16 protein-coding genes are annotated in these 24,868 nt (G+C 72.6%); 4 read left to right on the forward strand and 12 right to left on the reverse strand.

Annotated features, from left to right (window positions below; all coding sequences use genetic code 11):
* Positions 1-185: 185 nt before the first annotated feature.
* Genes egtD through Aco03nite_RS08160 form a run of 4 tightly spaced genes read right to left on the reverse strand, consistent with a single transcriptional unit; the run spans position 186 to position 4,386 of the window.
* On the reverse strand, positions 186-1,157 hold the full coding sequence (egtD, locus tag Aco03nite_RS08145; RefSeq protein ID WP_203794161.1) for an L-histidine N(alpha)-methyltransferase: 972 nt from the start codon (positions 1,155-1,157) through the stop codon (positions 186-188).
* Between the two features lie 9 nt (positions 1,158-1,166).
* Entirely contained in the window at positions 1,167-1,916 is a 750-nt protein-coding gene (gene egtC, locus Aco03nite_RS08150) for an ergothioneine biosynthesis protein EgtC (protein WP_203794162.1), read from the reverse strand.
* Positions 1,916-3,211, reverse strand: coding sequence for an ergothioneine biosynthesis protein EgtB (egtB, locus tag Aco03nite_RS08155; protein WP_203794163.1), 1,296 nt, complete (start codon positions 3,209-3,211; stop codon positions 1,916-1,918). Before egtB ends, egtC begins: the two co-directional genes overlap by 1 nt.
* Positions 3,208-4,386 carry a glutamate-cysteine ligase family protein gene (locus Aco03nite_RS08160; RefSeq protein WP_203794164.1) on the reverse strand — a complete coding sequence of 393 codons (1,179 nt, stop codon included), beginning with the start codon at positions 4,384-4,386 and terminating at the stop codon, positions 3,208-3,210. Before Aco03nite_RS08160 ends, egtB begins: the two co-directional genes overlap by 4 nt.
* 193 nt (positions 4,387-4,579) lie before the next feature.
* On the opposite strand from Aco03nite_RS08160, the gene Aco03nite_RS08165 reads away from it, so the two are divergent.
* Entirely contained in the window at positions 4,580-6,811 is a 2,232-nt protein-coding gene (locus Aco03nite_RS08165; RefSeq protein WP_203794165.1) for an exo-beta-d-1,3/1,6-glucosidase, read from the forward strand.
* A gap of 78 nt (positions 6,812-6,889) precedes the next feature.
* Here the strand turns inward: Aco03nite_RS08165 and Aco03nite_RS08170 are convergent, their stop codons facing one another.
* Positions 6,890-7,639 (reverse strand): GNAT family N-acetyltransferase, encoded by a 750-nt coding sequence (locus Aco03nite_RS08170; RefSeq protein ID WP_239144992.1) that lies wholly within the window; start codon positions 7,637-7,639, stop codon positions 6,890-6,892.
* A gap of 7 nt (positions 7,640-7,646) precedes the next feature.
* On the opposite strand from Aco03nite_RS08170, the gene Aco03nite_RS08175 reads away from it, so the two are divergent.
* Complete coding sequence (locus tag Aco03nite_RS08175) at positions 7,647-8,477, forward strand: SanA/YdcF family protein (RefSeq protein ID WP_203794166.1); 831 nt, start codon at positions 7,647-7,649, stop codon at positions 8,475-8,477.
* A 165-nt stretch (positions 8,478-8,642) separates the two neighbouring features.
* Here Aco03nite_RS08175 and Aco03nite_RS08180 read toward each other — a convergent pair whose 3' ends face one another.
* The 6 genes from Aco03nite_RS08180 to Aco03nite_RS08205 all read right to left on the reverse strand — a co-directional run bounded on the left by Aco03nite_RS08180 (position 8,643) and on the right by Aco03nite_RS08205 (position 20,101).
* Positions 8,643-9,128 carry a GNAT family N-acetyltransferase gene (locus Aco03nite_RS08180; protein WP_203794167.1) on the reverse strand — a complete coding sequence of 162 codons (486 nt, stop codon included), beginning with the start codon at positions 9,126-9,128 and terminating at the stop codon, positions 8,643-8,645.
* Positions 9,129-9,138: 10 nt separating this feature from the next.
* A complete protein-coding gene (locus Aco03nite_RS08185; protein WP_203794168.1) occupies positions 9,139-11,712 on the reverse strand; it encodes a YehQ family protein in 2,574 nt (857 codons plus the stop codon).
* 190 nt (positions 11,713-11,902) lie between these two features.
* Positions 11,903-13,021, reverse strand: a complete 1,119-nt coding sequence (locus Aco03nite_RS08190; RefSeq protein ID WP_203794169.1) for a VWA domain-containing protein — start codon at positions 13,019-13,021, stop codon at positions 11,903-11,905.
* Positions 13,018-15,690 (reverse strand): DUF5682 family protein, encoded by a 2,673-nt coding sequence (locus Aco03nite_RS08195; protein WP_203794170.1) that lies wholly within the window; start codon positions 15,688-15,690, stop codon positions 13,018-13,020. The genes Aco03nite_RS08190 and Aco03nite_RS08195 overlap by 4 nt, the downstream gene beginning before the upstream one ends.
* Positions 15,687-16,790, reverse strand: coding sequence for an ATP-binding protein (locus Aco03nite_RS08200; protein ID WP_373872585.1), 1,104 nt, complete (start codon positions 16,788-16,790; stop codon positions 15,687-15,689). Before Aco03nite_RS08200 ends, Aco03nite_RS08195 begins: the two co-directional genes overlap by 4 nt.
* Before the next feature lie 41 nt (positions 16,791-16,831).
* On the reverse strand, positions 16,832-20,101 hold the full coding sequence (locus Aco03nite_RS08205) for a DUF4132 domain-containing protein (protein WP_203794171.1): 3,270 nt from the start codon (positions 20,099-20,101) through the stop codon (positions 16,832-16,834).
* A gap of 378 nt (positions 20,102-20,479) precedes the next feature.
* Between Aco03nite_RS08205 and Aco03nite_RS08210 the strand changes: the two genes are divergently transcribed.
* Both Aco03nite_RS08210 and Aco03nite_RS08215 read left to right on the forward strand, forming a co-directional pair.
* Complete coding sequence (locus tag Aco03nite_RS08210; protein ID WP_239144993.1) at positions 20,480-21,208, forward strand: GNAT family N-acetyltransferase; 729 nt, start codon at positions 20,480-20,482, stop codon at positions 21,206-21,208.
* Between the two features lie 46 nt (positions 21,209-21,254).
* Positions 21,255-22,316, forward strand: a complete 1,062-nt coding sequence (locus Aco03nite_RS08215; protein ID WP_203794173.1) for a DUF3616 domain-containing protein — start codon at positions 21,255-21,257, stop codon at positions 22,314-22,316.
* Positions 22,317-22,386: 70 nt separating this feature from the next.
* Here the strand turns inward: Aco03nite_RS08215 and pheT are convergent, their stop codons facing one another.
* Complete coding sequence (gene pheT / locus Aco03nite_RS08220) at positions 22,387-24,867, reverse strand: phenylalanine--tRNA ligase subunit beta (RefSeq protein ID WP_203794174.1); 2,481 nt, start codon at positions 24,865-24,867, stop codon at positions 22,387-22,389.
* Between the last annotated feature and the right edge of the window lies 1 nt (position 24,868).

Here is a 24,868-nt window from a genome sequence, read left to right on the forward strand (position 1 = left end):
GCGCGGAACTCCCCCGAGCCTGTGAAGGCCGTGTGACCTGGCGCCCGCACGGCTCGGCCCGTGCCGGTGCCAGCGGTCCACCGGCTGAACCGGTGGACCGTCCCCGCGCGAGGATCGCCGCGGGGCGATGTCTGACACCGCAAGAAAAGCACGGAGCGACAACCGTCACGTCGTCGAGGGTCGGGTCAGGCGCCCGGCCGGCCCGCCTGGGCCAGGGTCACCGAGAACCATCCGGCCGGATCGGTCCAGAAGTGCCGGGTGGTGAATCCGGCGGCGGCCAGCTCGGCGGCCAGCCCTTCCCGGCGGAACTTGGCCGAGGTCTCGGTGTGCAGTTCCTCCCCGGCGGCGAAGGTGACGTCCAGCGACAGCGCCGGGATGACGACCCGCTGCTCGCTCAGCGCGCGCAGCCGCATCTCGATCCACTCGTGCTCCGGATCCCAGCGGGCGACGTGCTGGAACGCCGACGGGTCGAAGTCCGCGCCCAGCTCGCGGTTGATCACGTGCAGGACGTTGCGGTTGAACTCGGCGGTGACCCCGGCCGCGTCGTCGTACGCCGGCACCAGCACCGCCGGGTCCTTGACCAGGTCGGCGCCGATCAGCAGCCACTCGCCCTCGTGCAGCACCGAACGCAGCGCGCCGAGGAACCCGGCGCGCTCGCCGGGGACCAGGTTGCCGAGGGTGCCGCCGAGGAAGGCGATCAGGCGGTTGTCGCCGTCCGGCAGGTGCCGCAGGTGCCGGGTCATGTCGCCGACCACACCGCGGACGCTGAGCCCCGGATAGGCGGCGGTCAGCGACTCGACCGCGGCGGACAGCGCGGACGCGGAGACGTCCAGCGGCACGAACGAGCCGAGCGTCCCGTGCCCGAGCAGCGCGTCCAGCAGCAGACGGGTCTTCTCCGAGGAGCCGGAGCCGATCTCGATCAGGGTCTTGGCCTCGGTGATCCGGGCGATCTCGGCGGCCCGCTGATCGAGGATCGAGCGTTCGGTACGGGTCGGGTAGTACTCCGGCAGGCGGGTGATCTCCTCGAACAGGTCACTGCCGCGGGCGTCGTAGAAGTACTTGGGTGAGGTCCGGCGCGGGTCGGCGGTGAAGCCCGCGCGCACGTCGGCGCGCAGTTCCCGGGCCAGGTCGGCCTCGTCGAGATGGACGTCGAGCACGGTGTCTCCCTACGTCGAGAGGAGCGGGATGATCTCGACCTCGGTGGCGGTCGCGGTCACCAGCCGGTGGTCCGGGACGGCCTGCCATGCCGCCGAGGTGTCGAGCGGTTCCGAGCTGATCAGGGTGGAGTCACGGCCGGGCCGTACGGACAGCGAGTGCCCCACGGTGGTGGCGACCATCTGGCGCCCGTCGGTGAGCAGCAGGTTGAGACGGGAGCCGGGCGCCACGTCCACCAGGTCGGTGACCACGCCGGCCACCGCCTTGGCGGCGGACTGACCGGAGCGCAGCCGACCTCGTACCAGCGCCCAGAGAATCGCCGAGTCGGTGGGCGCGTCGAGCGTGAGCAGGTCGTCGACCGGGAGGTCACGGGCCAGCGCGGCGACGGCCGAAGGCCAGCCGCGGATCACGCCGTTGTGACTGAACAGCCAGCGCCCGTCGGTGAACGGCGCGGCGGCCGTCTCCACCACCGGCATGCCCACCGTCGCCGAGCGGATCGCGGCCAGCACCGCCCCCGACGAGGTCACCCCGGCGAGGACGGGCAGCGTGGTGTCGGTCCAGATCGGCATGGCACTGCGGTGCCGGACCGGAGCCTCGGCGCCGGGTGGCCACCACCCGGCGCCGAACCCGTCCGCGTTGATCGTGCCGCCGCCGCGCATGTCCCGCGGCGCCCACGCCTGCGTGGCCAGCGAGTGCGGAGGATCGAAGAGCAGCGACCGCAGCGGTACGGGTGGACCGAGGTACCCGAGGTGACGGCACATCAGCTCGCGTCCCGCGCACAGCGGAAGCCGCTGAAGATCTGCCGGCGGATCGGGTGGTCCCAGTTGCGGAACGTGGACCGGACCGCGGCCGTGTCGGTGCCGAACGAGCCCCCGCGCAGCATCCGGTAGTCGCCGCCGAAGAACACCTCGGAGTATTCCCGGTACGGGAACGCGGCGAATCCGGGATAGGGCTCGAACCCGGACGACACCCACTCCCAGACGTCGCCGATCAGCTGGTGCACGCCGAGCGGGGAGGCCCCGGCCGGGTAGGCGCCGACCGGTGCCGGGGCGAGATGCCGCTGCCCCAGGTTGGCGTGCTCGGGGCCGGGCGGGTCGTCACCCCACGGGAACCGGCGGGAGCGGCCGGTCGCCGGATCCCAGCGGGCCGCCTTCTCCCACTCGGCCTCGGTGGGCAGGCGTTTCCCGGCCCACGCGGCGTAGGCCTCGGCCTCGAAGTAGCAGACGTGCACGACCGGTTCGGCCGGGTCGATCGGTTCGATCCGGCCGAACCGCCGGTACTGCCAGCCGTCCTGGTCGCGCAGCCAGTGCAGCGGCGCCTCCAGACCGGCCGACTGCCGGTGGGCCCAGCCGCGCTCGCTCCACCAGCGCTCGTCGTCGTAACCGCCGGCATCCATGAAGGCCAGGTAGTCACCGTTGGTCACCGGGGCGGCGTCGATCCAGAACGCCGGCACGTCCACCCGGTGTGCGGAGCGTTCGTTGTCCAGGGCCCAGGGCTCGGTGTCCGTACCCATGGTGAAGGTCCCGCCCTTGATCAGGATCTCCCCGGCCGGGATCGCGACCGCGGGTGGCGGCGGTGGCGCGTGCAGCACCGGCGCACCGGTGCGGAGCTGGTGGGTCGCCAGCATCGTCTCGTCGTGCTGCTGCTCGTGCTGCAGGATCATGCCGAAGGCGAAACCGCCGTCGACCAGGCGCTCCGACGAGTCGAACCGGACCCGGTCCAGCACGTCGAACACCTTGTCCCGGACCTGACCGACGTAGGCGCGGGCCTCGGCCGGCTTCAGCAGCGGCAGGGCCGGGCGGTCCCGGCGGGCGTGTTTGAACGCGTCGTACAGCTCGTCGATGTCGTGGCGCACCGGATCCCGGCCGCCGACGTCCCGGACCAGCCACAACTCCTCCTGGTTGCCGACGTGCGCCAGGTCCCAGACCAGCGGTGACATCAGCGGGGAGTGCTGCCGGGTCAGATCGTCGTCGTCGACCGTCTCGGTGAGCAGCGCGGTCCGGGTCCGGGTTCGCTCCAGTTCGGCGGCGATGGTAAGCCGCAGGTCCTGGGTCATGCGGGGATCCCCATTCGGGTCGAGACGCCGAGACGGCGCGCGAGGATGTCGCTGACGGTGGCCCGGACCTCCGGCGGGAGCCCGGTCCGGTGCAGGTGATGACAGGCGAGTTCGGCCAGGGCCAGGGCGGAGTCGTGCACCTCGCGGTCGGCGAGCCCGGACCGGGCCGCCTGACTCCACCGGCCGGCCGCCGGAGCGGCCAGGTCCCGGGCCCGGTCAGTGAGGGTGTCGTCGGCGAGCAGCGTGACGATCACCGCGGCCGGGGCGATCCACTCGCCGGGTGGCTGGGTGTCCAGGTAACGGACCTCCAGATAGCCCCGTGGGCGTACCGGCGGGAAGAGGGTGCCCAGGTGGTAGTCCAGGTCGCCGATCGTGGGCGAGCCCTGGGCGATCCAGTCCCGGAACGTCATTCCGCGGGGCGCGTCCCAGTTCCCGTCCGGCCGCCGGATGCAGAGCAGTGGGGCGTCCACGGCGTACTCCGCCCAGCTCAGGGCCGGGTCGTCGGTCTGCGGGACCGGATCGGTGCGGTGGGTGTCGATGCCGTACCAGGCGGCCATCCGGGCCGAGGCCCAGCCGTCGCGTGGCGAATTGGCGAACAGGGCCAGCAGCGGCGGCCCGATCTCGTTCAGTGCGGCCCAGCGAGCCGGCAACTGGTTGCTCTCCCCCGCGTCGAGGCAGACCTGGAAACCGGCGGTGCCGCCCATCATGGTGCGGCCGGCCTGGTTGAAGATGCGTTCCATGGCCGCGTAGCGGGGGGTGTCGAGGATCCGGCGGGGTTCCCGGTGCGGGTCGAGGGCCCGCTCGCCCATCTCGATTCCGGCTCGTCTCAGCAGGCCGGCGAGGACTTGCTGGTCCGCGGTGACCGCGGTGTGCAACTCGGTCAGGGAACCCGCCGGGGCCGAGGAGATCTCGACCTGGCCACCGGGTTCGACGGTGACGGCGCCGCCGCCGGGCAGCGGCACCGGATGCGGATTGCCGAGAGTGACCGGGGCGTGTGCCCCGAGCGCCTCGGCCAGCTCACCGGGCCGCAGGTACGCGGACGGGTCAGCGGTGCGGTGGGTGGTCCACTCCAGTTCGGCGCCGACCGTGCGGGGCGGACCGGTCTTGAAGCAGATGCCACGTATGTGCTCGATCGCGTCAGCGGCCCTTCGCAGGACCTGATCAGCTGAACCCATGCTCTCCCTCAACTACCTAGGGTGATATATAGACTCCACTGAGTGCGGCTCCTCGACGACAGTACTCCGCGCCCGGCTGATTCGCCTCTTACCCGAGATGAAAGTTCCGGAACCGGGACGGGGTGCCGGAACCGGTTCCGGACTGGAAGACTCCTCACCGTTCGTTCATCTTCACCGCCCTCGGGAGAAGCGCATGCCCTTGCCATATCAGGACCCCACGCTGGACGTATCGGCACGTGTGGAGGACCTGCTGGGCCGGATGACGCTGCCCGAGAAGGTCGGCCAGATGTTGCAACTCGACGCCCGGCTCGACCTGCCCGAGATCGTCCTCGGCAAGCTCGCCGGATCGATCCTGCACACCTCCCCGCCGAAACTCGTCGAAGCCGCCGAACTGGTCGCCCGGACCCGGCTGCGGATCCCGCTGATCACCGCCGAGGACTGCATCCACGGCCACGCCTTCTGGCCCGGCGCCACCGTCTTCCCCACCCAGCTCGCGATGGCCGCCACCTGGGATCCCGCCCTGGTCGAGCAGGTCGGCCGGGCCACCGCCGTGGAAGCCTCCGCCACCGGCGTGCACTGGACCTTCTCCCCCGTCCTCTGCATCGCCCGCGACCTGCGCTGGGGACGAGTCGACGAGACGTTCGGCGAAGACCCGTACCTGATCTCCGAACTCGGCGCCGCCATGATCCGCGGCTACCAGGGCGACGGCCTCACCGACCCGACCGCGATCCTGGCCACCGCCAAACACTTCGCCGGCTACTCCGAGACCCAGGGCGGCCGGGACGCCAGCGAGGCCGACATCAGCCGGCGCAAACTGCGCTCCTGGTTCCTGCCGCCGTTCGAACGCGCCGCCCGGGCGGGCTGCCGGGTCTTCATGCTCGGCTACCAGTCGATGGACGGCGTGCCGATCACCGCCAACAAATGGCTGCTCAACGACGTGCTCAAGCAGGAGTGGGGCTTCACCGGCACCCTCGTCACCGACTGGGACAACGTCGGCCGGATGGTGTGGGAACAGAAGGTCTGCGCCGACCACGCCGAAGCCGCCACGGTCGCCGTCCAGGCCGGCAACGACCTGATCATGACGACGCCGGGGTTCTTCGAGGGCGCACAGGAAGCGGTCCGGCGGGGGTCACTGTCCGAGACCGAGATCGATGCGGCCGTACGGCGGATCCTGCGCCTGAAATTCGAACTCGGCCTGTTCGAGAACCCGCGCACCCCGGACGCCGAGCGGCAGCGGGAGGTCATCGGGTGCGCCTCGCACGCCGAGTTGAATCTCGAGGTCGCGCGCCGGTCCCTCGTACTGCTGCGCAATGAGGGTGTTCTACCTTTGACCTCACCCGGTCGCATCGCCCTCCTGGGGCCCAACGCCGACGACGTGTCCGCGCAGCTCGGGGACTGGGCCGGAGACTCCGGGCAGGTCGACTGGCTGCCGGAAGGGCACCCGCGCTCGCTGACCACCACCGTCCTCGACGGGCTCCGCGCGGCGCTGCCGGCCGGATGGGAGCTGGACTTCGACCCGGCCGTCGAGATCGAACGGCTCGTGCCCGACCCCGAGGGCGAGACGTTCCCGGACGGGCAGCCCCGGCCGCCGATCTCGCAGGGCATCCCGGCCTCGCCCGGCCGCCTGGCCGCCGCCGCGGAACTCGCGGCCGCCGCCGACTACGCGATCGTCGTCGTCGGGGACACCGTCAACCTCACCGGCGAAGGCAAGTCCACCGCCACCCTGGAACTGCAGGGCGGGCAGATCGCGCTGCTCGACGCGGTCGCCGCCACCGGCACGCCGATGATCGTGGTGCTCCTCGACGGCAAACCGCACGCCCTGCCGCCGTCCGCCCTCGGCGCCGCGGCGATCGTGCAGGCGTTCAACCCCGGCATGCGCGGTGGACAGGCCATCGCCGAACTGCTGTTCGGGATCATCGAACCGAGCGGGCGGATGCCGATCTCGGCCGCCCGGCACGCCGGGCAGCAGCCGATCTTCTACAACCAGGTGCGGGGGCAGCACGGGACGCGGTACGCCGACCTCAGCCAGGATCCGCTGTTCGCCTTCGGGGAAGGGCTCAGCTACACGACCGTGACCTATGACGGGCTCAGCATCGAGGAACCCGGCGTCGCGGTCGACGGGACGGTTCGGGCCACCGTGCGGCTCACCAACACCGGGAGCCGGGCTGCGCTGGAGACCGTACAGGTCTACGTCAGCGACCTGGTCACCAGCGTGACGTGGGCGAGCCGGGAGTTGAAGGCGTACCGGCAGGTGGTCGTCGCACCCGGCGAGAGTGTCACGGTCGAGCTCTCGGTGCCGGCCGCCGATTGCACCCTGGTCGACGCTTCGGCGACCCGTGTCGTCGAGGCCGGCGACTTCGAGCTGCTCGTCGGGCCGGACTCCCGGCCGTCGTCCCTGCTCTCCGCCAAGTTCCGGATCTCCTGACGGGTTACCTGTCCTGGATCTCCTCACCGCCGGCCGGTCCTGGATCTCCTTACGGCTGCGGGCGTCGTGGTTCGCTTCTTACGGCTGCGGCGTCGTCGTCGTTCGCTTTGCGGCGGCTACCCGGCGTGTGGTGAAACCCAGCCTCGTGTAGGTGGCGACCGCTGCCGTGTTCCAGTGGTCGACCACCAGGGCCACCCGTTCCCGGTCGGTGAGCAGCTCGTTCGCGGTGAAGGCGCAGATCGCGGCGCCCCATCCGCGGCCGCGCGCCGACGGCCGGGTGGCCACACCCGACATGAAACCGATCTCCGGAGTCGACCAGGCCTCGGCGGCCACCGTCACCAGCCGGCCGTCCTCGTCCCGGATGCCGGCCCAGCGGCGCACGTCCGGATCACCCGGGCGGGCGTACGACTCCGGGTAGGCTGCCTCGATCAACTCGACGATCTCCGGGGCGGCCCCGGCCTCCAACCATCCTGGTTTTTCCTCGTTGCCGGGTTCTGTGGGCGATTTTGTGGACGTTTTTGTGGGCGGCGACTTCACCGGGGTCGTCGTCTCCATCCAGGCGAATCGGGCGCTCACCTCCAGCTCCGGCAGCCGGGCCACCACCTCGGTGATCAACTCCTCGGTGCCGAACGGGCGGAACGTCTCCCCGGTCCCGGCCAGCACCTCCCGCAGCAGATCCGCGACCGCCGCCGGCTCGCCGTCGATCACCAGACGATCCCAGTGCGCCAGACCCGGGGCCTCGACGACCACGGCGCCCGGACGCTCCCATCGGCGTGCGCCCCTCGCCCGCGACGCCCACCGGATCAACGGGCCATCCATCTCGATCATGGGCGTCATGCTGCCATTGACCTCGTCTGGCATCCTCGGCCCGGTGCCGAAGCGTCCCTCACCGACCACCGTCGCCAGCCGCGCCACCGCCCTCACCCGGGCCGTGACCAGCCGCGTCACCGCCCTGTCCCGGGTCGTGACCAGCCGCGTCACCGCCTTTTCCCGGCTCTTCACCGCGCGGCGGCTCCGTCGGCTGCTCGTGGTGGGCACGCTCGGGGTGGCCCTCGCGGTGGGTGTCGCCTTCGGGTGCGCCCAGTGGGTCCGGTCGGCGGCCGACGGTCACATCTACGACGCCGCCTCGGTGCCGGCCGCGCCGGTCGCCCTGGTCCTCGGCGCGCAGGTCGGAGCGGACGGTCAGCCGTCGGCGTTCCTGGCCGCCCGCCTGGAGATCGCCCGCCAGCTGCTGGAAGCCGGCAAGGTCAAGGCGATCCTGGTCTCCGGCGACCACGGCGCCTGGGCGTACGACGAGCCCGGCGCCATGCAGAACTGGCTGGTGGCCCGCGGAGTCCCCGCCGACCGGGTGGCCCAGGACCACGCCGGCTTCGACACCTACGACTCGTGCGTGCGGGCCAACAAGATCTTCGGCGTCCGCGAGGCCATCGTGGTCACCCAGGACTTCCACCTGCCCCGGGCGGTGGCCCTCTGCCGGGGCCAGGGCATCGACGCCACCGGAGTGGGCGACTCGACGGTCCGGGTCTTCAAGCAGATGTGGCTACGCGGCGAGGTCCGCGAATACGGCGCCGCGGTGAAGGCAGCCGCCGACGTCCTGACCGCCCGCGACCCGATCTTCCTGGGCCCGTACGAGACAAGCGTCGACCAGGCCGTGAGCCGAGGCTGACCGCCCTCCATCCCGCCCGCTCCGCCCGCCCTGGCCCTCCTGGCCCTCCTGGCCCTCCTGGCCCTCCTGGCCCCGCGACCTTGCCGGCCGCTCGGCCTTCCCTGCCCTTCGGTCTTCTCGCGCAGGGGTGGTGCGGCCGTCTCCTCGTCGGCGGTCGCCTCGATCTCAGGACATCAGGTGGGCGGTCCGGCCGTGCATGATCAGGGTCTCGGCGGTTCCGGAGATCGTTCCGGCGTGCCAGACGTGCTGGTGCGGTCCGATCGTCGCGAAGCCCAGGCGGTGGTAGAGCCGGATCGCCCCGGCGTTGCCCACCTCGACCTCCAGGGTGATCTCGGTGCGTCCCCGGGCCGCGACCAGGCTCGCGACATGCCTGATCAGACCGGTACCGATCCCCCGGCCACGCCGATCCGGCCGGACCTCCAGCGCATAGAGCAACGGTCGCACCGGATCGTCACAGCCGCCGCTCCACCGGATACTGACGATCCCGGCCGCACCCGCACCCGGATCCGGCAGGTCGGCCACGAGCAGCACCTCCTCGCCCGCCCGGGAGAGGATCAGGCGCCGGTCGAAACGGTCCGGGTGCGGCCAGAAGGTCAGCACCGCCGCCCGGTCGTCCGGTACCGCGTCGCGGATCACCAGGCCACCGGGCACGGTTCCTCCGTCAGAGAAGGTCGGCTGCGAGACTCACCCGCAGGTAGGCATCGGCCCAGGCGTGGGCGGTCTCCATCCCCGGGTCGGGGCTGAGCCGCGCGGACAACTCGTCGAAGGCCGAAGCCACCCGATGCAGCCCGACCCGATTCAGCGAACCACGGGCGGTGTCCAGCCGTGCGGCATAACCGGGTGGCAGATGAGCGAGCCCGCTGTGCGCCGCCTCAGCCAGCGCCTCCCGAGCCGACGCGACCACCGCCGCCAGCACATCAGTGGTCTCGTCATCAACCGGAACGACACCACCACCAGCACTCCCGACACCCGCGGCCGCCCCCAATCCCGCCCCGACGGCGTCACCGACCGACGTCCCATCCCCCGCAGCAGGGACCGAACCGTCCTCAGGAGCATCCCCCGTTGCCGGAACCGAGCCGTCTTCCGGAACCTCTCCCGCCGCCAGGTCCGCAACCGCCTCCGGGCCATCCACCGTCGCCGGGCCCGGATTCGCCGCCGGGCCACCGTCCCCCGCCGGGACGGGATTCACCCCCGCGTCGCCTTCTCCCGCCGGGACCGGACTCGCCTCCGGGTCGCCCTTCCCCGCCGGGGCCGGGACGGACTCCGCGTGTGGGGCGAGGAACGGTGGCAGGTCTGGGCCTCCGGGCAGGGACATGGCGGGGAACGTGTCCGGGGATTCCAGGTCGGGGACCACCGGTGGGCCGTCGGCGGCGATCGCGTAGGGGTCGATGACCAGGGATCCGCCGCTTCGGTGGACGGTTCCGGCCACGAAGCGGGGGCGGCCCCGGGCACCGAGCAGGGCCGCGGCCACCGCGTCCAGGCGGGCCGGGGCCACCGACGTGTGGGTGGCGGTCACCGTGGCCTGGTTGCCGTGGGTGTCGCGGATCTCCACCGTCAGCCGCTGGGCACCGGGCTCGTAGTGGCTCCCGCCCACCTCGGCGATCTCCAGCACCCGGACCAGATCCGCCCGGACCCGGGCCCGGACCGGCCGGGGTGGCATGGCGTCCAGCTCGGCGGCGAGCTTCGCGTAGTCCCCCACCCGCAGACCGGGCGGCAGATGCTCCCAGGCGCCGGACGAGACCGTCACCGTGGACTTCGCGACCCGGCTCGCGGTCAGGCGCACCGACCGGCTGGCGCTCCGGACCGCCGACTCGGTCACCAGGGTTCCGGCGGCCAGCGCGGCGACCGTCGCTCCGGCCAGGCGCCGCTTCGACAGGGCCGGGCCGTCGTCGGGGCCCGGCCACTGCCGGTGCGACACCAGGACCACACCACTGGCCGCCTGACCGTGGAAGATCTCCACCCGGCGTTCGTCGTCGATCGCGGTGACCCGGGCGCCGAGCCCGTCCAGGCGTACCCGCCGCAAAGGGGTTTCCGCTGCCTCCTCCGAACCGAGAACCCGGGAGCGAACCGACACGCCGCCACCCGCGGTGACCGCACGGTGCCGGGCGAACAGCTCGGCGATCAGGTCGGCGAGAAGCTCCGGGGAGTAGCGGGCGCCGCGGTCCCGGTAGGCGGCGAGCTGACCGGCCAGTTCGGTGGCGGCGTCCAGCGGCCAGCGCAGGCCGTTCTTCTCCAGGGCGGTGATCTGGCCGGTGGCCATGGCGGCCAGCCCGGCGCCCGCGTGCACGGCACCGGCCCGCAACACCTCGGCGGCGAACTCCACCACCGACTCCAGCCCGGAACCGGAACCCGCGGCCACGGCCCGTGACCCGCCGACGTCGACCACCAGATCGCCGGCGTCCGGCTGCTGCTCGTCGGCGGCCCGGAACGCCCACACGGCCAGGGCGATCACGTCGTCGCGGACGCCCGCCTTGGCATCGGTGTGCACATACCCCAGGTCGTTCGGCACCAGGAACCGGACCGTCGCCGCGGGCAACTCGGCCACCGGAACCGGTCCACGCCGGATCCGGGCGGTGTATCCGCCCCGTTCCGCCCGGCGAGCCGCGTCGACCAGCCGCGACCCGATCCGTTCGATCAGATCAGCGTCGGTGAAAGCACCCGGCGACCACGATCCGGCACCGGCCGGCCCGGCACGGCCCGACTCGGCAGCGGTCGGCCCGGCGGGGGCCGACTCGGCCGAGGTCGTCTCGGTCGCTCCCTCGGTGGCGGTTTTCCCAGCGACGCCTCCGGCAGCAGTCTTCCCAGCTACGGCTCCGGCTGAGGTATTCCCGGCGACAGCTCCGACGGCGGTCTTCCCGGCTACGGCTTCGGCTGAGGTCTCTCCGGCAGCGGCTCCGGCGGCTTCCCCGGATGCGGCATCCGTGGCTGCGGCTTCCGTGGCGGCTGGCGCCGACTCGGCGGCGGGTTCCCGCTGGTAGGCCAGGATCAGGCCGATCAGGTGGCGGCACACTCCGGATGCCCCGCACGAGCAGGTGCCCCGGTCCAGGCCGCCACCGGGAAGCGCGGTGCGAACCCCGTCGGCCCAGTCGGCGACGACCGTGTTCTCCTCGGCGGACAGCTTCGGGGCGTCCCGCTCGACCTCACGGGCGGCCCGCTTCACCAGCCCCCGGTTGGCGAGGGCAGCAAGCGCGCCGTCATCGAGAGCAAGCAGATCAGGCCGGACGGGCAGGCTCATCGCGACACCTCCGCTGCGCTCCGGCCTCGCGACAAGGCATTCCAGACTTCTTTGCGGTACGCCTGCCCGCTGCCCTGTACCTGACCCGCTGATGGCTGACCGGCGGCTGGTGGCTGACCCACGGCTGATGGCTGACCCGCGGCTGGTGGCTGGCCGCCTCGTGACGGGGCGCGGCCCCGCTTCGGCCCGCTCATCGGCCGATCCTCTCGGCGACGAATGCGGCCAACTCGCCCGGGGTCATCGCGCCGACCCAGGCGCCGACGTCGGCAAGCCGTTGCGCGCAGGCCCGGTCGAACGCCGGATCCGCCTGCTCGTCGAGAGCCGCCAGACCGAGAACGATCGTGCCCTGCTCGACGAGTTCCCGAACCGACCGCACCAGGGCCGCCTCCGATCCGCCCTCGTAGAAGTCGCTGATCACCGCCACGATCGTCCGCCGGGGCTGCTCGACCAGCTGGGCGGCGAACCGGACCGCGCGCCCGATGTCCGTACCGCCGCCCAGTTGGGTCTTCATCAGAAGCTCGACGGGGTCACTGACGTCGGAGGTGAGGTCGACGACGTCGGTGTCGAAAGCGATCAGATGAGTACGAACCCCGGGCAGCCCCCACAGGCAGGCCGCCGTGACCGCCGAGTGGATCACCGAGTCGAGCATCGACCCGGACTGGTCGACGAGCAGGATCACCTGCCACTGGGTGAGCTGGCGCCGGGTCCGGGACGCGAAGTACGGCGTCTCGACATAGATCCGCTGCTCATCCGGCCGGTAGTTGCCAAGATTGGCCCGGATCGTCCGTCTCGGATCGAAATCACGGGCCTGTTTGAACCGGCTGGACCGCCGGGACCGGGCACCGGAGAAACTCTGCCGGACCTCGGTGGCGAGCCGTTCCATCAGTTCCCGGACGACCTGCTCGACGATCCGCCGGGCCAGCCGCAGCACCTCCGGGTTCATCAGGTGCTTGGTCCGGAGCACGGCGCGCAGCAGTGACGGGTTCGGCTCGATCCGTTCGAGCACTTTCGGATCGGTGACGATGTCGTCGATCTCGTACCGTTCGACGGCGTCCCGCTGCAGCCGCTCCACGGTCTCCTTCGGGAACAGCCGGGTGATGTCGTCGAGCCAGTCGACCGTGGTGATCTGCGACTCGCCGGAACCACCCTGCCGCCGCCGGATGTCACGCCGGTCCAGCTCACCGTCCCGGCCGTACAGCCAGTCCAGGGCCGCGTCCCGGGCACCCGCGTCACCGGACAGACCACCGAGACTGCCACCGGCGGGTTCCCCCAGAATCAGCCGCCACCGCTCCAGCCCGGTGTCACTCATGACGCCTCCCCCGCGCTGACGAGCCCGGCGCGCACGAGCCGCCGTTCGATGGATTCGTCCAGGGCCATCCCGGCCGCCACGGTCCGCGGATCGACGGTGGCCCGCATCAGATCCCGACCCGACCCGGCCAGCCCACGCCGCGCGAGCAGCCGATCGCCGATGGCCTCCCGCTCCCGAGGCGGGAAGTATCCGAAGGCCTGCCGCAGAGCCGGCAACGCGACCAGGAAGTCATCACCCCCGAACCCGCCGATCAGATCATCGAGCAGGTCAAGAATCCCGCCGGGCGCCAGCACCGGTTCCCGGGCCACCCCGAACAGCCCCGCCAGCCAGTCCCCCGCGGTCCCAGCCGCAAAGGCCCCCCGGACAGCCTGCTCCGGAGCCGGAAACGTCCCACCCCCGACAGCCGGACCAGAGCCAAGATCATCCGCCGGTACGCCGACAGCCAAAGCAGACGCCCCGACGAACGGCGCGGCAGTGGGCGAAGCAGACGCGGCGCTGATGGCCACGGCAGGCGAGGCAGCAGGCGAGACCGCCGCAGACTCGGCCGAGGACGTGGTGGCGGAGGGCGCGGCCGGGGTGGCCGAGGTGGTGGCCTCGAGGATGGTGAGGGCCAGGAGGGTTCGGCCCAGGCCGTAGAAGGCGCCTCGGAGGTCTGGTGGGGCGGCTCGGTCGGCGGCGATGCGGCCGGCCACATCGATTGCGGCGGTACGGTCCACGCCCACCGGGACGGCGTGCAGTGCGGCGTCGCGTACCGCTACGACCGCGGCGATTCTGTTTCGGTCGGCGGGGGCGCCGGGTGCGTGCCAGCCCTCGGCCAGCCACAGGATGCGCCTGGTCGCGGCGGCGATCACCGTGCCCAGGGTGTCGCTGCCCGCGGTGCCGAGCAACCGGTCGTGCCGCCACAGGGCCAGCGTGACCGACAGGACCCGGCCCAGCTCGGTCACGTCGCTACCGGCGGCCACACCACGCTCCAGTAGGGCGGGGACGTCGGCGCCGAGATCGGTGACCCCGCTCAGCGCTGCGTCGAACAGGGCGTCGGCGAGGCCGGCCAGGTTCCCGGCCGCACCGGCGATGCGCTGCGTGATCAGGGTGGCGGTGGCGGCCTCCAGCGTCGGGCCGTAGCCGCCGGCCTCGATCAGGGCGGCGAGCCGGTGCTCGTGCACGCTGATGGTCCATTGTTCCCGCAGCACCGGGTCGATGCCGGTGGCCGGCCCGGTGTCCCGGCGGAAACCCGGCACCCCCAACACCCGGAGACGATGCAGGGCCCGGCTGACGGTACGCCCGTCTGCCTCGGTGAGATCGGCGGTGTGTTCGCCGGGTTTGTCGAGGCGGTGGCGTTCCAGCTCGGCGGTGGCCGAGTGGACCAGCGGCGGCAGCGGGGTGTCCGGGTGCAACCGCCCGACACGTTCGCCACTGAGCGCGGCGGTCATCTCGACCACGGCCGGATGCTGCCCGGCGCTGACGGTACCCCGCACCGCCCATGGGAGCGGAACCTCCAGCGCTTCACTGATCAGCGCGGACGCCAGCCCGTCCAGGATGTCGACCCGCGCCGGCCGATCGTGCCCACGCAGCAGCGCGAGAGCTTCGGCCCCGGCCCGGGCGGCGATCAGATCAGCCGTGGAGACGGGTTGCCCCCGCTTCCGGAGACGCCCGGCGACAGCGCTGACGAGATACCGCCCGGCGTCCTCCGGCCCGCTCTCCCAGAGCCGCTGGTAGTACTCCGGCGACGGCATCCCCGACTGGTATCCCCCGAACGCGTCCAGCCGCCGGAACGAGTAGGGCACCAGATAACTGCCGGCCGTGGCCCCCTCCGGAGGAGCGGGAATCTCCGGCCACACCACATCCGCCACCGCCAAGGCACGACCAGCACCGTCAGCGTCCGTGGAGGTGGAGGTGGAGGTGGAGGTGGCCCCGCCCGGCAAGGAGGAGGAAGGGGCAGCCTCACCCACCAAGGAGGGACCAGAGGTGGTCCCGGGCGTCGGGGAGGGGGGTGCGGAGGTGCCGGAGGAAGCGGAAGGGGCGGAGGGGGCGGAAGTGGCCAGGCGGAGCAGGGCCGGGCGGTGGAAACCGCCGACCACGGCCACCACCGGGCGGTCGCCGGCGGCCTGGCAGGCGGCTCGGAGCCAACCGGCCATGTACGCCTCGCGGGCCGTGTCGGACGGGCCCGCCTCGGTGTCGCCGCGGATCAGGTCGAAGTAGGCGGTCAACCTGTCCTGCAGGCCGTCCGCGGGCGCCATCTCCACGACGTGGTCCCACAGGGCGTCGCTGTTGTCGACGCCGAACTCGGTGCACAGGCGGTCGACGGCCTCGACATAACGCAGCTCGGCGTCGGCGTACCGGTTGTCGCGGTCGGCGAACGCCTCGTGCCAGGCCGGCAGGTCGATGAAGCGGAGCTCGGCCCCGCACTCGCGGCCGGCCCGCAGCGCCTCCCACTCGGGGGAGTATTCGCAGAACGGCGACCACGAGCCGTGCCGCCGCCGGTCGTCGAGGTAGCTGGTGAAGACCGCCACCGGCAGGTCGTGGCCGAGCTGGAGCTCACCGATCCGCTCGTTCATGTCGGCGGGCCCCTCGATCAGCACGTACGCCGGCCGGAGCGCGGCGATCGTGGAACCGACCAGCCGGGCACAGGCGGGGCTGTGGTGCCGGACCCCGATGACGGTGAGGTTCATCCGCCGGGCAGTTCCCGCCGCGCGTCCCGCAGCTCACGCCACTGCGGGCCGGACCGCCACGAGGTGTGCTGTTCCAGGTAGCGGCGCAGTTTCGCCAGGTCTTCCGGGCTGTCCTTGGCAGCGGTGCCGGCCAGGCAGGAGACCAGGTCGGCGGTGGTCCCGGCGGTCCCGTTGAGGAACCAGCCGCGCAGCCCGACGGCGTGCGCGACCGACACCGCCTCGGCGGTGCTCATCACGGACGACAGCTTCTCCATCTCGTCGCCGCGCCCGGTGCGCCCGGTCCGCAGCTCCCGAAAGGCCGTGACCAGCACTTCGAGTACGTCCCGGCGAGGCGGCGCGGTGACCCCGGATCGGCGGAGCAGCGCCCCGGCCTCGGCTTCGACAAGCGCGAGCTCGGTGTCGAAGTCGCCGATCGGGAAGACCGTCTCGAAGTTGAAGCGCCGTTTCAGCGCCGAGCTCATGTCGTTGACACCACGGTCCCGGGTGTTCGCGGTGGCGATGATGTTGAAACCTTCCCGGGCGAACACCATGCTCTCGGCGCCGGGCAGCTCAGGCACCGCGAGGACCCGGTCGGAGAGCGGCGAGAGCAGGCAGTCCTGCACTTCCAGCGGGCAGCGGGTGATCTCCTCGAAGCGGACCACCTTGCCGCGGGCCATGCCCTGCAGCAGCGGCGCCGGGACCAGCGACCGCTGGGTCGGGCCCTCGGCGACGAGCAGGGCGTAGTTCCACGAGTACTTGATCTGGTCCTCGGTGGTGGCCGCGCCGCCCTGGATGGTCAGGGTCGAGTCGCCGCTGACGGCAGCCGCGAGCAGCTCGGACAGCAGCGACTTGGCGGTGCCGGGCTCGCCGACCAGCAGCAGCCCGCGGCTGGTGGCGAGGCTGACCAGGGCCCGGTCGATGAGCGACGGGTCGCCGACGAACTTGCGGGTGACACCGAGTTTCTCGTCGCCGACGACGAACGCGCGGGCGGCCCGCAGGCTGAGCGCCCAGCCGGGCGGGGTGGGCGCGTCGTCCGCGGCCCGGAGCCGGGCCAGCTCGTCGGCGTAACGCACCTCAGCCGGTGGCCTCTGCACATGATCGGCCGAAGCCGCCGCAGCCACCGAAGGAGAGGCGGAGGACGAGGCAGGAGCGGGGGAACGGGTCACGGGAGCACCTCGGAGAGTTCGCGCAACGCCTCGGCGGCGGTGATCGGGTCGAGTTCACTGATGTGGTCGTCCTGGCCCGGGCGGGACCAGTGGTCGGCGGCGGACGGCGCGACGAAGATCGCCTCGATCGTCTGGTCGCCGAGGATATCCACCGCGCCGACCGGGATGCCGGGGTCGATGGCGACGACCAGATGCCGGGCGCCGGGCACGTCGCGCTCGAACCAGTGCTGCACCCCGGCGTCCTGGGGCCGGCCACGCCGCCATCCGCGTCGTTCCAGCCCGAGCAGGGTGGTGCTGGGCGCGGTCCGGCCGACCAGGCCGGCGGCGCGCTCCCGGGTGAGCGGCTCGGTGCCGCGGCCGAGTTGCTCGAAGGGCTGGAGGATCTCGTAGTCGGCGAACAGCTCGGCCCAGGTGGTCAGCTCGGCACTGAGATGCAGCGGATGACCGATCCCGATCAGCGCATCGCCGGGCAGCGTGACGATCTCGTCGGCGCTGTCGGCCAGGGTGCCGTCCTCGGCGAGACGCAGCCCGCCCAACGGCTGCCCGCTCTGGTCGAACCGCACCCAGACCAGCCGCCGGACCAGGTGCCGCAGCAACGGGTGCCCGGCCAGGAACTGCTGGAAGTCGGCGCCGCTCCACCGCCGCTGATCGGCCATCGCCCGCTCCAGGCGGCGCACCTGGTCGGTGGCGATCGCCCGGACGTCCTTCTTCAGGGCGGTGAACCGCTGGTACGCCTCCGGGGCGAGGACCGGGTCGTCGGTCGTACCCGGCTTGGGAAGGGTTTTGAGTTTCTTGCCGGCCGCGTCGGTGACGTAGGGCTTGAGCTGCTCGTCGAAGCCGACGGTGAAGGTGCGCCGCCCGTAGTCGAGGGTGAGGCCGCCGCCCTCGCCGAGACCCAGGTCGGGCACCAGACGATCGGCGAGCTCCTCGGTGCTGAGGCCGAGCCCGGCGGCCAGCTCGGCGATCTTCTCCTCGGCGCGCTCCTTCAGGCCCTTGAACTTGACCTTCTGCGCGATGCCGTGCAGATACATCAGGGCGACGTCGGTGCCGATGGCGGCGAGCACGTCGAGGCCGGTGACCGCGCGGGTGTGGCCGCCCTCGCCGGGCCAGGCGCGGATCACCGGGGCCAGCCGCCGGACCGTCTCGTCGTCGCCGAGCAGGCCGAGGGCGTCGAGCGGCCAGCTCGCCTTGGCCGGGTGCCCGGCCTCGCGCCACTCGGTGAACAGCGCCCAGGCGAACTCGGCCAGGCCGGCCGGCTCGCACTCGGCGGCGACCACGATAAGCCCCGGGTAGACGCTGTCCAGGCGGGACAGGGCAAGCATGGTGAGCAGGTGCCGGACCGCGCCGGCGGGCAAAGCGCCGCGGCCGCCGGTGAGGCGGACCGGCGGCAGCACCGCCGGGTTGGCCCAGTCCGGGACCGGCGGGATCGTCCTGGGCAGGATCGTCACCGGGTCGACGGCCAGGATCTCCTCGGCGGCGGCGACGGTCTCCGGGCCGTAGCCCGCGGCGGCGGTGCGGACCTGGTCGCGGGGCAGCGCCCGGAGCGCGGCCTCGGCCTCGGTGCGGGCCTTGCCGGTCTTCCCCACGGCGACCGGGAGCAGTGCGCGGGCGGCGAAGGCGGTGTGCCGGGCGAACCAGGCCTGGGCGGTGGTGCGGATCGCCCGGGACCGGGGGAGCCAGCCGGCCATCAGCAGCGCCACCTCGGCGGTGGCGACCGGCAGCAGGATCGGCGCGCCCTGGGCCGGGGACCGGCCGGCCAGCGCGACCAGGGTCGGGACGGCGTCGAGCTGGTAGCGGGCGAGCAGCTCGGGGCCCCAGTCGTCGAGGAAGTAGGCCCGCTCCGGCTGCCACCCGGCGATCCGGGGCCGGGTCAGCTCGTCGGGGCCCCGGAGGAAGAAGAACGTCTCGCTCCACGGGTCGGAGCGGCTGGTGCCGAAGTCGGCGACGATGGTGGCCCAGTCGTCGGAGCCGCCGTGCCGGGCCGCCCAGGAGTCGTCGCCCCAGCTCTCGCGCTCGCCCGGCTGCCAGACCACGCTGCCCGGATCGTCGCTGCTCAGGCCGGTGACGACGAGCGGTCTGCGGACCACCGGATCGATCCAGGGCGGGGTGACCAGCAGGGGCGGCAGGTCGGCCGGGGCGGCCGCGTCGGCGCCGGCGGCGGCCAGCACGGCGTGCGCGGCGTCGAACCGGCCGGCCGCCTCGTCGGTGAGCAGCGGCCGGACCTCGCCGGCCAGGTCCGGATGGTTGGCCAGGTGGTTGCGGAGCAGCCGGTCACCGGCGGGCGCCTCGGCCAGCAGGCGCATGGCCGAGGCCGGGGCGCGGCCGGCCGAGTCGGCGATCGCGGCCGTCACGTCCGGCTCGCCGGCCCGGTCGAGCAGGGCGGTGAACGCCGCGTCGCCGCCGACCGCGGTCAGCATGGTGAGGAGCTTGCGCCGGTACTGAGCGTCGTCGACCGTCTCGTCCAGCCAGTGCGCCAGGGCCGGGGCGGCGGCCGGGCCGAGCGTGGCGGTGAAGGTGTAGATCACCTCGTTGAAGTTGAGCACCTGCCACGGATGGAGCCCGAGGGCCAGGCGGACGGCCGGGCCGGCGTCGGTGAGGACGGTGAGCATCAGGGCCTTGAGCCCGTCCCGCCCACCCAGCGCCAGCAGGGCATCGGTGATGCCGGTGGCCCAGCCGGCCTCGTCGGGGGCGATCACCGAAACGGTGACCTGTTGCGCCAGCGACGGCCCGCGCACGGCGGCCAGGGCGGCGACGACCCGCGCATACTCCTCCGGCGGGGCGACGACGGCGGCCCGCCGGAGCCGGAAGGCCATCGGCAGGACCACCCGGAGGCCGAAACTCTGGAAGTCGTGCTCCGGCACGGCCCGGGTGATCTGACGGCCGACCTCGTGGGTGCCGTGGTAGAGGGTGACCAGCTCGGCGACGGCGGCGGCCGCGAAGGGCAGACCGTGCCGCTCGCGCCACAGCTCGGTGAAGACGAGCACCTCGTCCTGCCGCCGCCACTGCAGCACGTTGGCCATCGCCTGGGCCACCACCGCGGCGCCGAGCGGGGTCGGCGCCTCGCCGGAGAGCTGAGCGTGGCCGGCCGCGGATAGATCACCGGGGGTGCGCCGGTTGCCGAGCGAGGCGCGCACGTCGCCGTCGAAGGCGGTCAGCAGGCCCTCGGCCGTGGTGACGTCGACGGCCTTGACCGCGGGGAACGCCGGGGCGTCAGCACGGCGCGGCAACAGGAACCGTTTCCACCCGGACGGCACGACGAAACTCACGGCCCACACTCCCCCGGCATCGCTCGATCGGTCGGCTGAACCCTAGCGACCCCCACCGACAAAAACCCGCAGACATCGACACTCATGGAATTCCCTATAGGGTGGGGGCAGTCGGCGCGGGCCGTGCAGGCGGCCGGCCCGCGCCGGCGCTTGCGGGAGACCACCCGTCCGTGACAGGCTCTGCGGGCGGTCGTGCGACAACGCACGATCCCCCTCGTGATGCTTTCCGAAAGAGTGACGCCAATGCCCTCGGCCCGGCCCCTCGGCCGCCGCTGACGCACGCATGCCCGGCAGGCGGCCCACGCACCGCGTTGGCAACCGTTCCTCTGGCGACAAAGGCTTTCACTCATCATGGATCTGCGCATCCAGCGTTCCGTCGTGTCCCACCTCCGTACCCGTCCGAAGGCTCTCGAGATCGGCCCGTTCGTGGCCGGGCTCGACCCGGACACCGAGAGTCCCTTCATCAACTACGCCTCCCCGGTGCCCGGCGCCCCGATCACCGCGGCCGACGTCGCCGCCCTGGTCACCGCCTTCACCGAGGCAGGTCGCAAACCCCGGCTGGAGTACGTCACCAGCTGCACGCTGGAACTCGAGGCACTGCTCCTCGGGGCCGGTTTCACCGTCGAGGTTCGCAACCAGTACCTGATCTGCACCCCGTCGACGCTCGGCACCCCGCCCGTACCGGCGGATTTCGATCTCCGGGAGCCGGAGACGGACCGGGACCGGGCCGCCGTCATCACCGCGCAGAACGAGGCGTTCGGCGATTTCTCCGGCGACCCGTCGGAGGACGCCGTCGCCCGGATGCGCCGTCATCAGGAGAACGGCGGCGTGACCCTGGGCGCCCGCACGAGAGACGGTGTCTGGGCCGGTGGCGGCCAGGCCGTCCCACCGAACGACGGCCTGAGCGAGGTCGCCGGCATCGCCGTGCGGGAGGCGTTCCGGCGGCGCGGGCTGGGCGGGGCGATCACCGCGGGCATCACCCGGCGGCTGTTCGACCGCGGCGCGGAGGTGGCCTGGCTGGAGGCGTCCGGCGACGACTCCTGGCGGGTCTACGAGCGGATCGGGTTCGTCCCGTCCGGGTACCGGCTGTACATCTCCAGGGACTGACCGGGAACCGCCCGGGTCGGGTGCGGACCGGTGCGACCATGACGCCATGACGGTCGACCACACGGTGCGGCTGCGGTTCTCCGAGGAGTCACGGGCCGCTGCCACCCACACCAACCTGTCCGCGATCCGCCTCGACGGGCGGGCGCTCTGGATCGCCGGCGACGAGACGGCGACCGTCGAACGGCTGCTCGCCGACGATCCGGAGCGCCCCACCGAGTTCGGGGCGGAGGCCCGGTTCCGCCTGGCCGATTTCGTCGATCTGCCGGGCGCCGACGCCGACGAGGAGGCGGACGTCGAGGGCCTGGCCCGGACCGGCCGCTTCCTCTGGGCGATCGGTTCGCACAGCCTGCGCCGCAAACAGATCAAGGAGCACCACGAGGGCCCGAAGGCGCTGCGCCGGCTGGCCCGGGTGGAGGGCCAGGACAACCGGCAGATCCTGGTCCGGCTGCCGATCGCCGACGTGGACGGGCTGCCCACCCCGGTCCGGGAGCTGCACGCCGACGGGGTGGTGCACCGGGCCGCGGCCCTGGGCCGGCGCGACGATCTGCGGCGGCTGCTGCGCGACGACGAGCACCTGGCCCGGTTCCTGCCGATTCCCGGCAAGGACAACGGCCTGGACATCGAAGGGATCGCGGTACGCGGGGACCGGGTCTTCGTCGGGTTGCGCGGCCCGGTCCTGCGGGGCTGGGCGTTCGTGCTGGAACTACGGCCCTACGTGCTCGACCACGACCCGACGAGGCTGCGGCTGCACCGTTTCGAGGACGGGTCGCCGTACCGCAAACACGTCCTTGATCTTGATGGTCTGGGGGTCCGCGACCTCTGCCCGATCGGGGACGACGTGTTGATCCTGGCCGGGCCGACGATGGACCTGGACGGGCCGGTGCGCATCTACCGCTGGCACGGCGCGTTCGCGGCGGAGGTGCCGACGATCGTGCGCGACGACCTGATCAGCCGGGTGCTGGAGCTGACCTTCGGCGAGGGTGACGATCACGCCGAGGGGCTGAGCCTGCTCGGCGGCGACCGGGTGCTGGTGGTCTACGACAGCCCGGCCCCGGTCCGGCTCGGCGCCGACGGCTCGGTCATCGCCGACGTGCTGAAGCTGCCCTGACAAGAAGCCGGCGTGCGGAAACTGCCCTGTGAAGGCCGGGCCACCAGGGCCCGGCCTTCACAAGAGACGGTTACGCGCCGCGCAGGGTCGCCCCGAACCGGTCGGTGGCCAGGGCCACCGCGGCGTCCCGGGCGGCGATCGTCTCCTCCGAGGTGAGGGTCCGATCCGAGGCCCGGAAGGTCAGCTTGTACGCGAGGGACCGCTTGCCCGCACCCAGCTGGGCCGACTCGTAGACGTCGAACAGCGCCACCGACTCCAGCAGCGGCCCGGCGCCCTCGGCCAGCGTGGCCCGCACCTCGGCGGCCGGCACCCCGGAGTCCAGGGTCAGGGCCACGTCGAGCAGGGCCGGCGGGAACGTGGAGATCTTCGGAGCCTCGACCACCGGGGCCTCCGGCAGCGCGTCCAGGTCCAGCTCCGCGGCCGACGTGCGCTTCGGCAGCTCCAGCGCGGCCAGCACGGCCGGGTGCAGCTCACCGGCGTGGCCCACGACGGCGTCGTCGACCAGGATCGCCGCGCACCGGCCCGGGTGCCACGGCGCGAGCTCGGCCGCGCGTACCGAGACCCGGTCCTCGGCGATGCCCGCCGCGGCGAGCGTGACGCGCGCCGCCTCGATGGCGTCCGCCCACGTCGCGGGCCGTCCCGCGCCCCACCAGCCGGCCGGGTCGATGTCGCCGGCCAGGACCACGGCGAGGTGCCACGGCTGCTCCGGGACGATCGCGTTGGCGGCCGCCCACTCGGCGTTGCTGGGCCGGCGGTCGACACCCAGGGTGGGCGGCGCGGTCGAGGTCAGGTGCGGCAGGAACACCGTGCCGGCCTCGAACAGGGCCACGTCCCGGCGGCCCCGGCCCAGGTTCCGCTTGAGGACGCCGAGCAGCGGGCCGAGCAGCGTGGTGCGCAGCAGCGGCTCCTCCTCGGACAGCGGATTGGTGAGCCGGACCGCGCTGCGGCGGGGGTCCTCGGGGGCGAGCCCGAGGGCGTCGGCGGTGCCGGGCGCGGTGAACGGGTACGACAGCACCTCGACGTAACCGTTCTCGGCGAGCGCCCGGCCGATCGACCGGCGCCGCTTCTGCGCGGGGGTGAGCCCACGGCTGGCCCCGGCCGGCGGCAGCACGCTCGGGATCTCGTTGTAACCGCCGAGCCGGGCCACCTCCTCGATCAGGTCGATCGGGGCGACCAGGTCGGGACGCCAGGTCGGCGGCACGACGCTGAGCACCTCGTCGCCGGTGACCTCGCAGCCGACCTGGACCAGGAACGAGTTGATCTCGGACGAGGTGTAGGGCAGCCCGATGAGACGCGCGGGCGCCGACGCGGGCAGGGTGAGCGCGACCGGCGCCACCACGTTGTCGACGTCCAGCACCCGCTCGTCGACGGTGCCGCAGGCGTGCTCGACCAGGATGTCGACGGCCTTCTGCAGCGCGGCGAGCGGCAGCGCCGGGTCGACACCCCGCTCCCAGCGCTTGGCGGCCTCGCTGAACAGCTTGTGCCGGCGCGCGGTGCGGCCGACCATGACCGGATCCCAGTGGGCCGCCTCGAGGAGCACGTTCACCGTGCCCTCCTGCCACTCGCTGGTCTCGCCGCCCATCACGGCGGCGAGCGAGATCGGCCCGGTCTCGTCGCAGATCACCATGTCCTCGGCGTCGAGCACCCGCGCGACACCGTCCAGGGTGGTCAGCTTCTCGCCGGCCCGGGCCCGCCGGACGACCAGGCCGCCACGGAGGCGGTCGAGGTCGAAGACGTGCATCGGCTGACCGAATTCGAGCATCAGGTAGTTGGTGATGTCGACGGGCAGCGAGATGGCCCGGATGCCGGCCTGGATCAGCCGCCGCTGCATCCACTCGGGCGACTTGGCGGCCGGATCGATGCCCCGGACCACGCGGGCCGCGAACCGGTCACAGCCGACGACGTCGTCGATCACGACCGGGTGCGGAACGTCCGCGGTCCCGGTGGGGGAAGAGACCGAGGCAGGATCGACGAAACCCACCTTGAAGTACGTGGACAGCTCCCGTGCGATGCCTCGCACGCTCATCTCGTAGCCGCGGTCCGGGGTGATCTCGACCTCGACCAGCACGTCGTCCAGCCCGACCACCGGCCGCGCATCGATGCCCGGGGTCAGCGAATCCGACGGGGGCAGCACGATGATGCCCTCGTGCTCGTCGGAGATCCCCAGCTCACGAGCCGAGCAGATCATGCCGTTGGAGTTGCGCCCGTAGGTCTTCCGCGCGCCGATCTTGAACCCGCCGGGCAGCTCGCCACCGGGCAGGATGACCACGACGAGGTCGCCCTCGGCGAAGTTCCGGGCGCCGCAGACGATCTCCTGCGGAGCGGACCGGCCGACGTCGACGGTGCAGAACCGGATCGGCTTCTTGAACCCGGTCAGCTCCTCGATCGTCAGCACCCGGCCGACGACCAGGTCACCGAGGATCGTGCCGGCCTGGTCGACGATGCCCTCGACCTCCATGCCGAGGTTCGTGAACGCCGTGTCCAGCTCCGAAGCGGTGATCCCCGCGGGCAGCTCGACGTACTCGCGCAGCCACGACAGTGACGTCTTCATC

This window comes from Actinoplanes couchii, from assembly GCF_016862075.1.
Lineage (GTDB): Bacteria > Actinomycetota > Actinomycetes > Mycobacteriales > Micromonosporaceae > Actinoplanes > Actinoplanes couchii.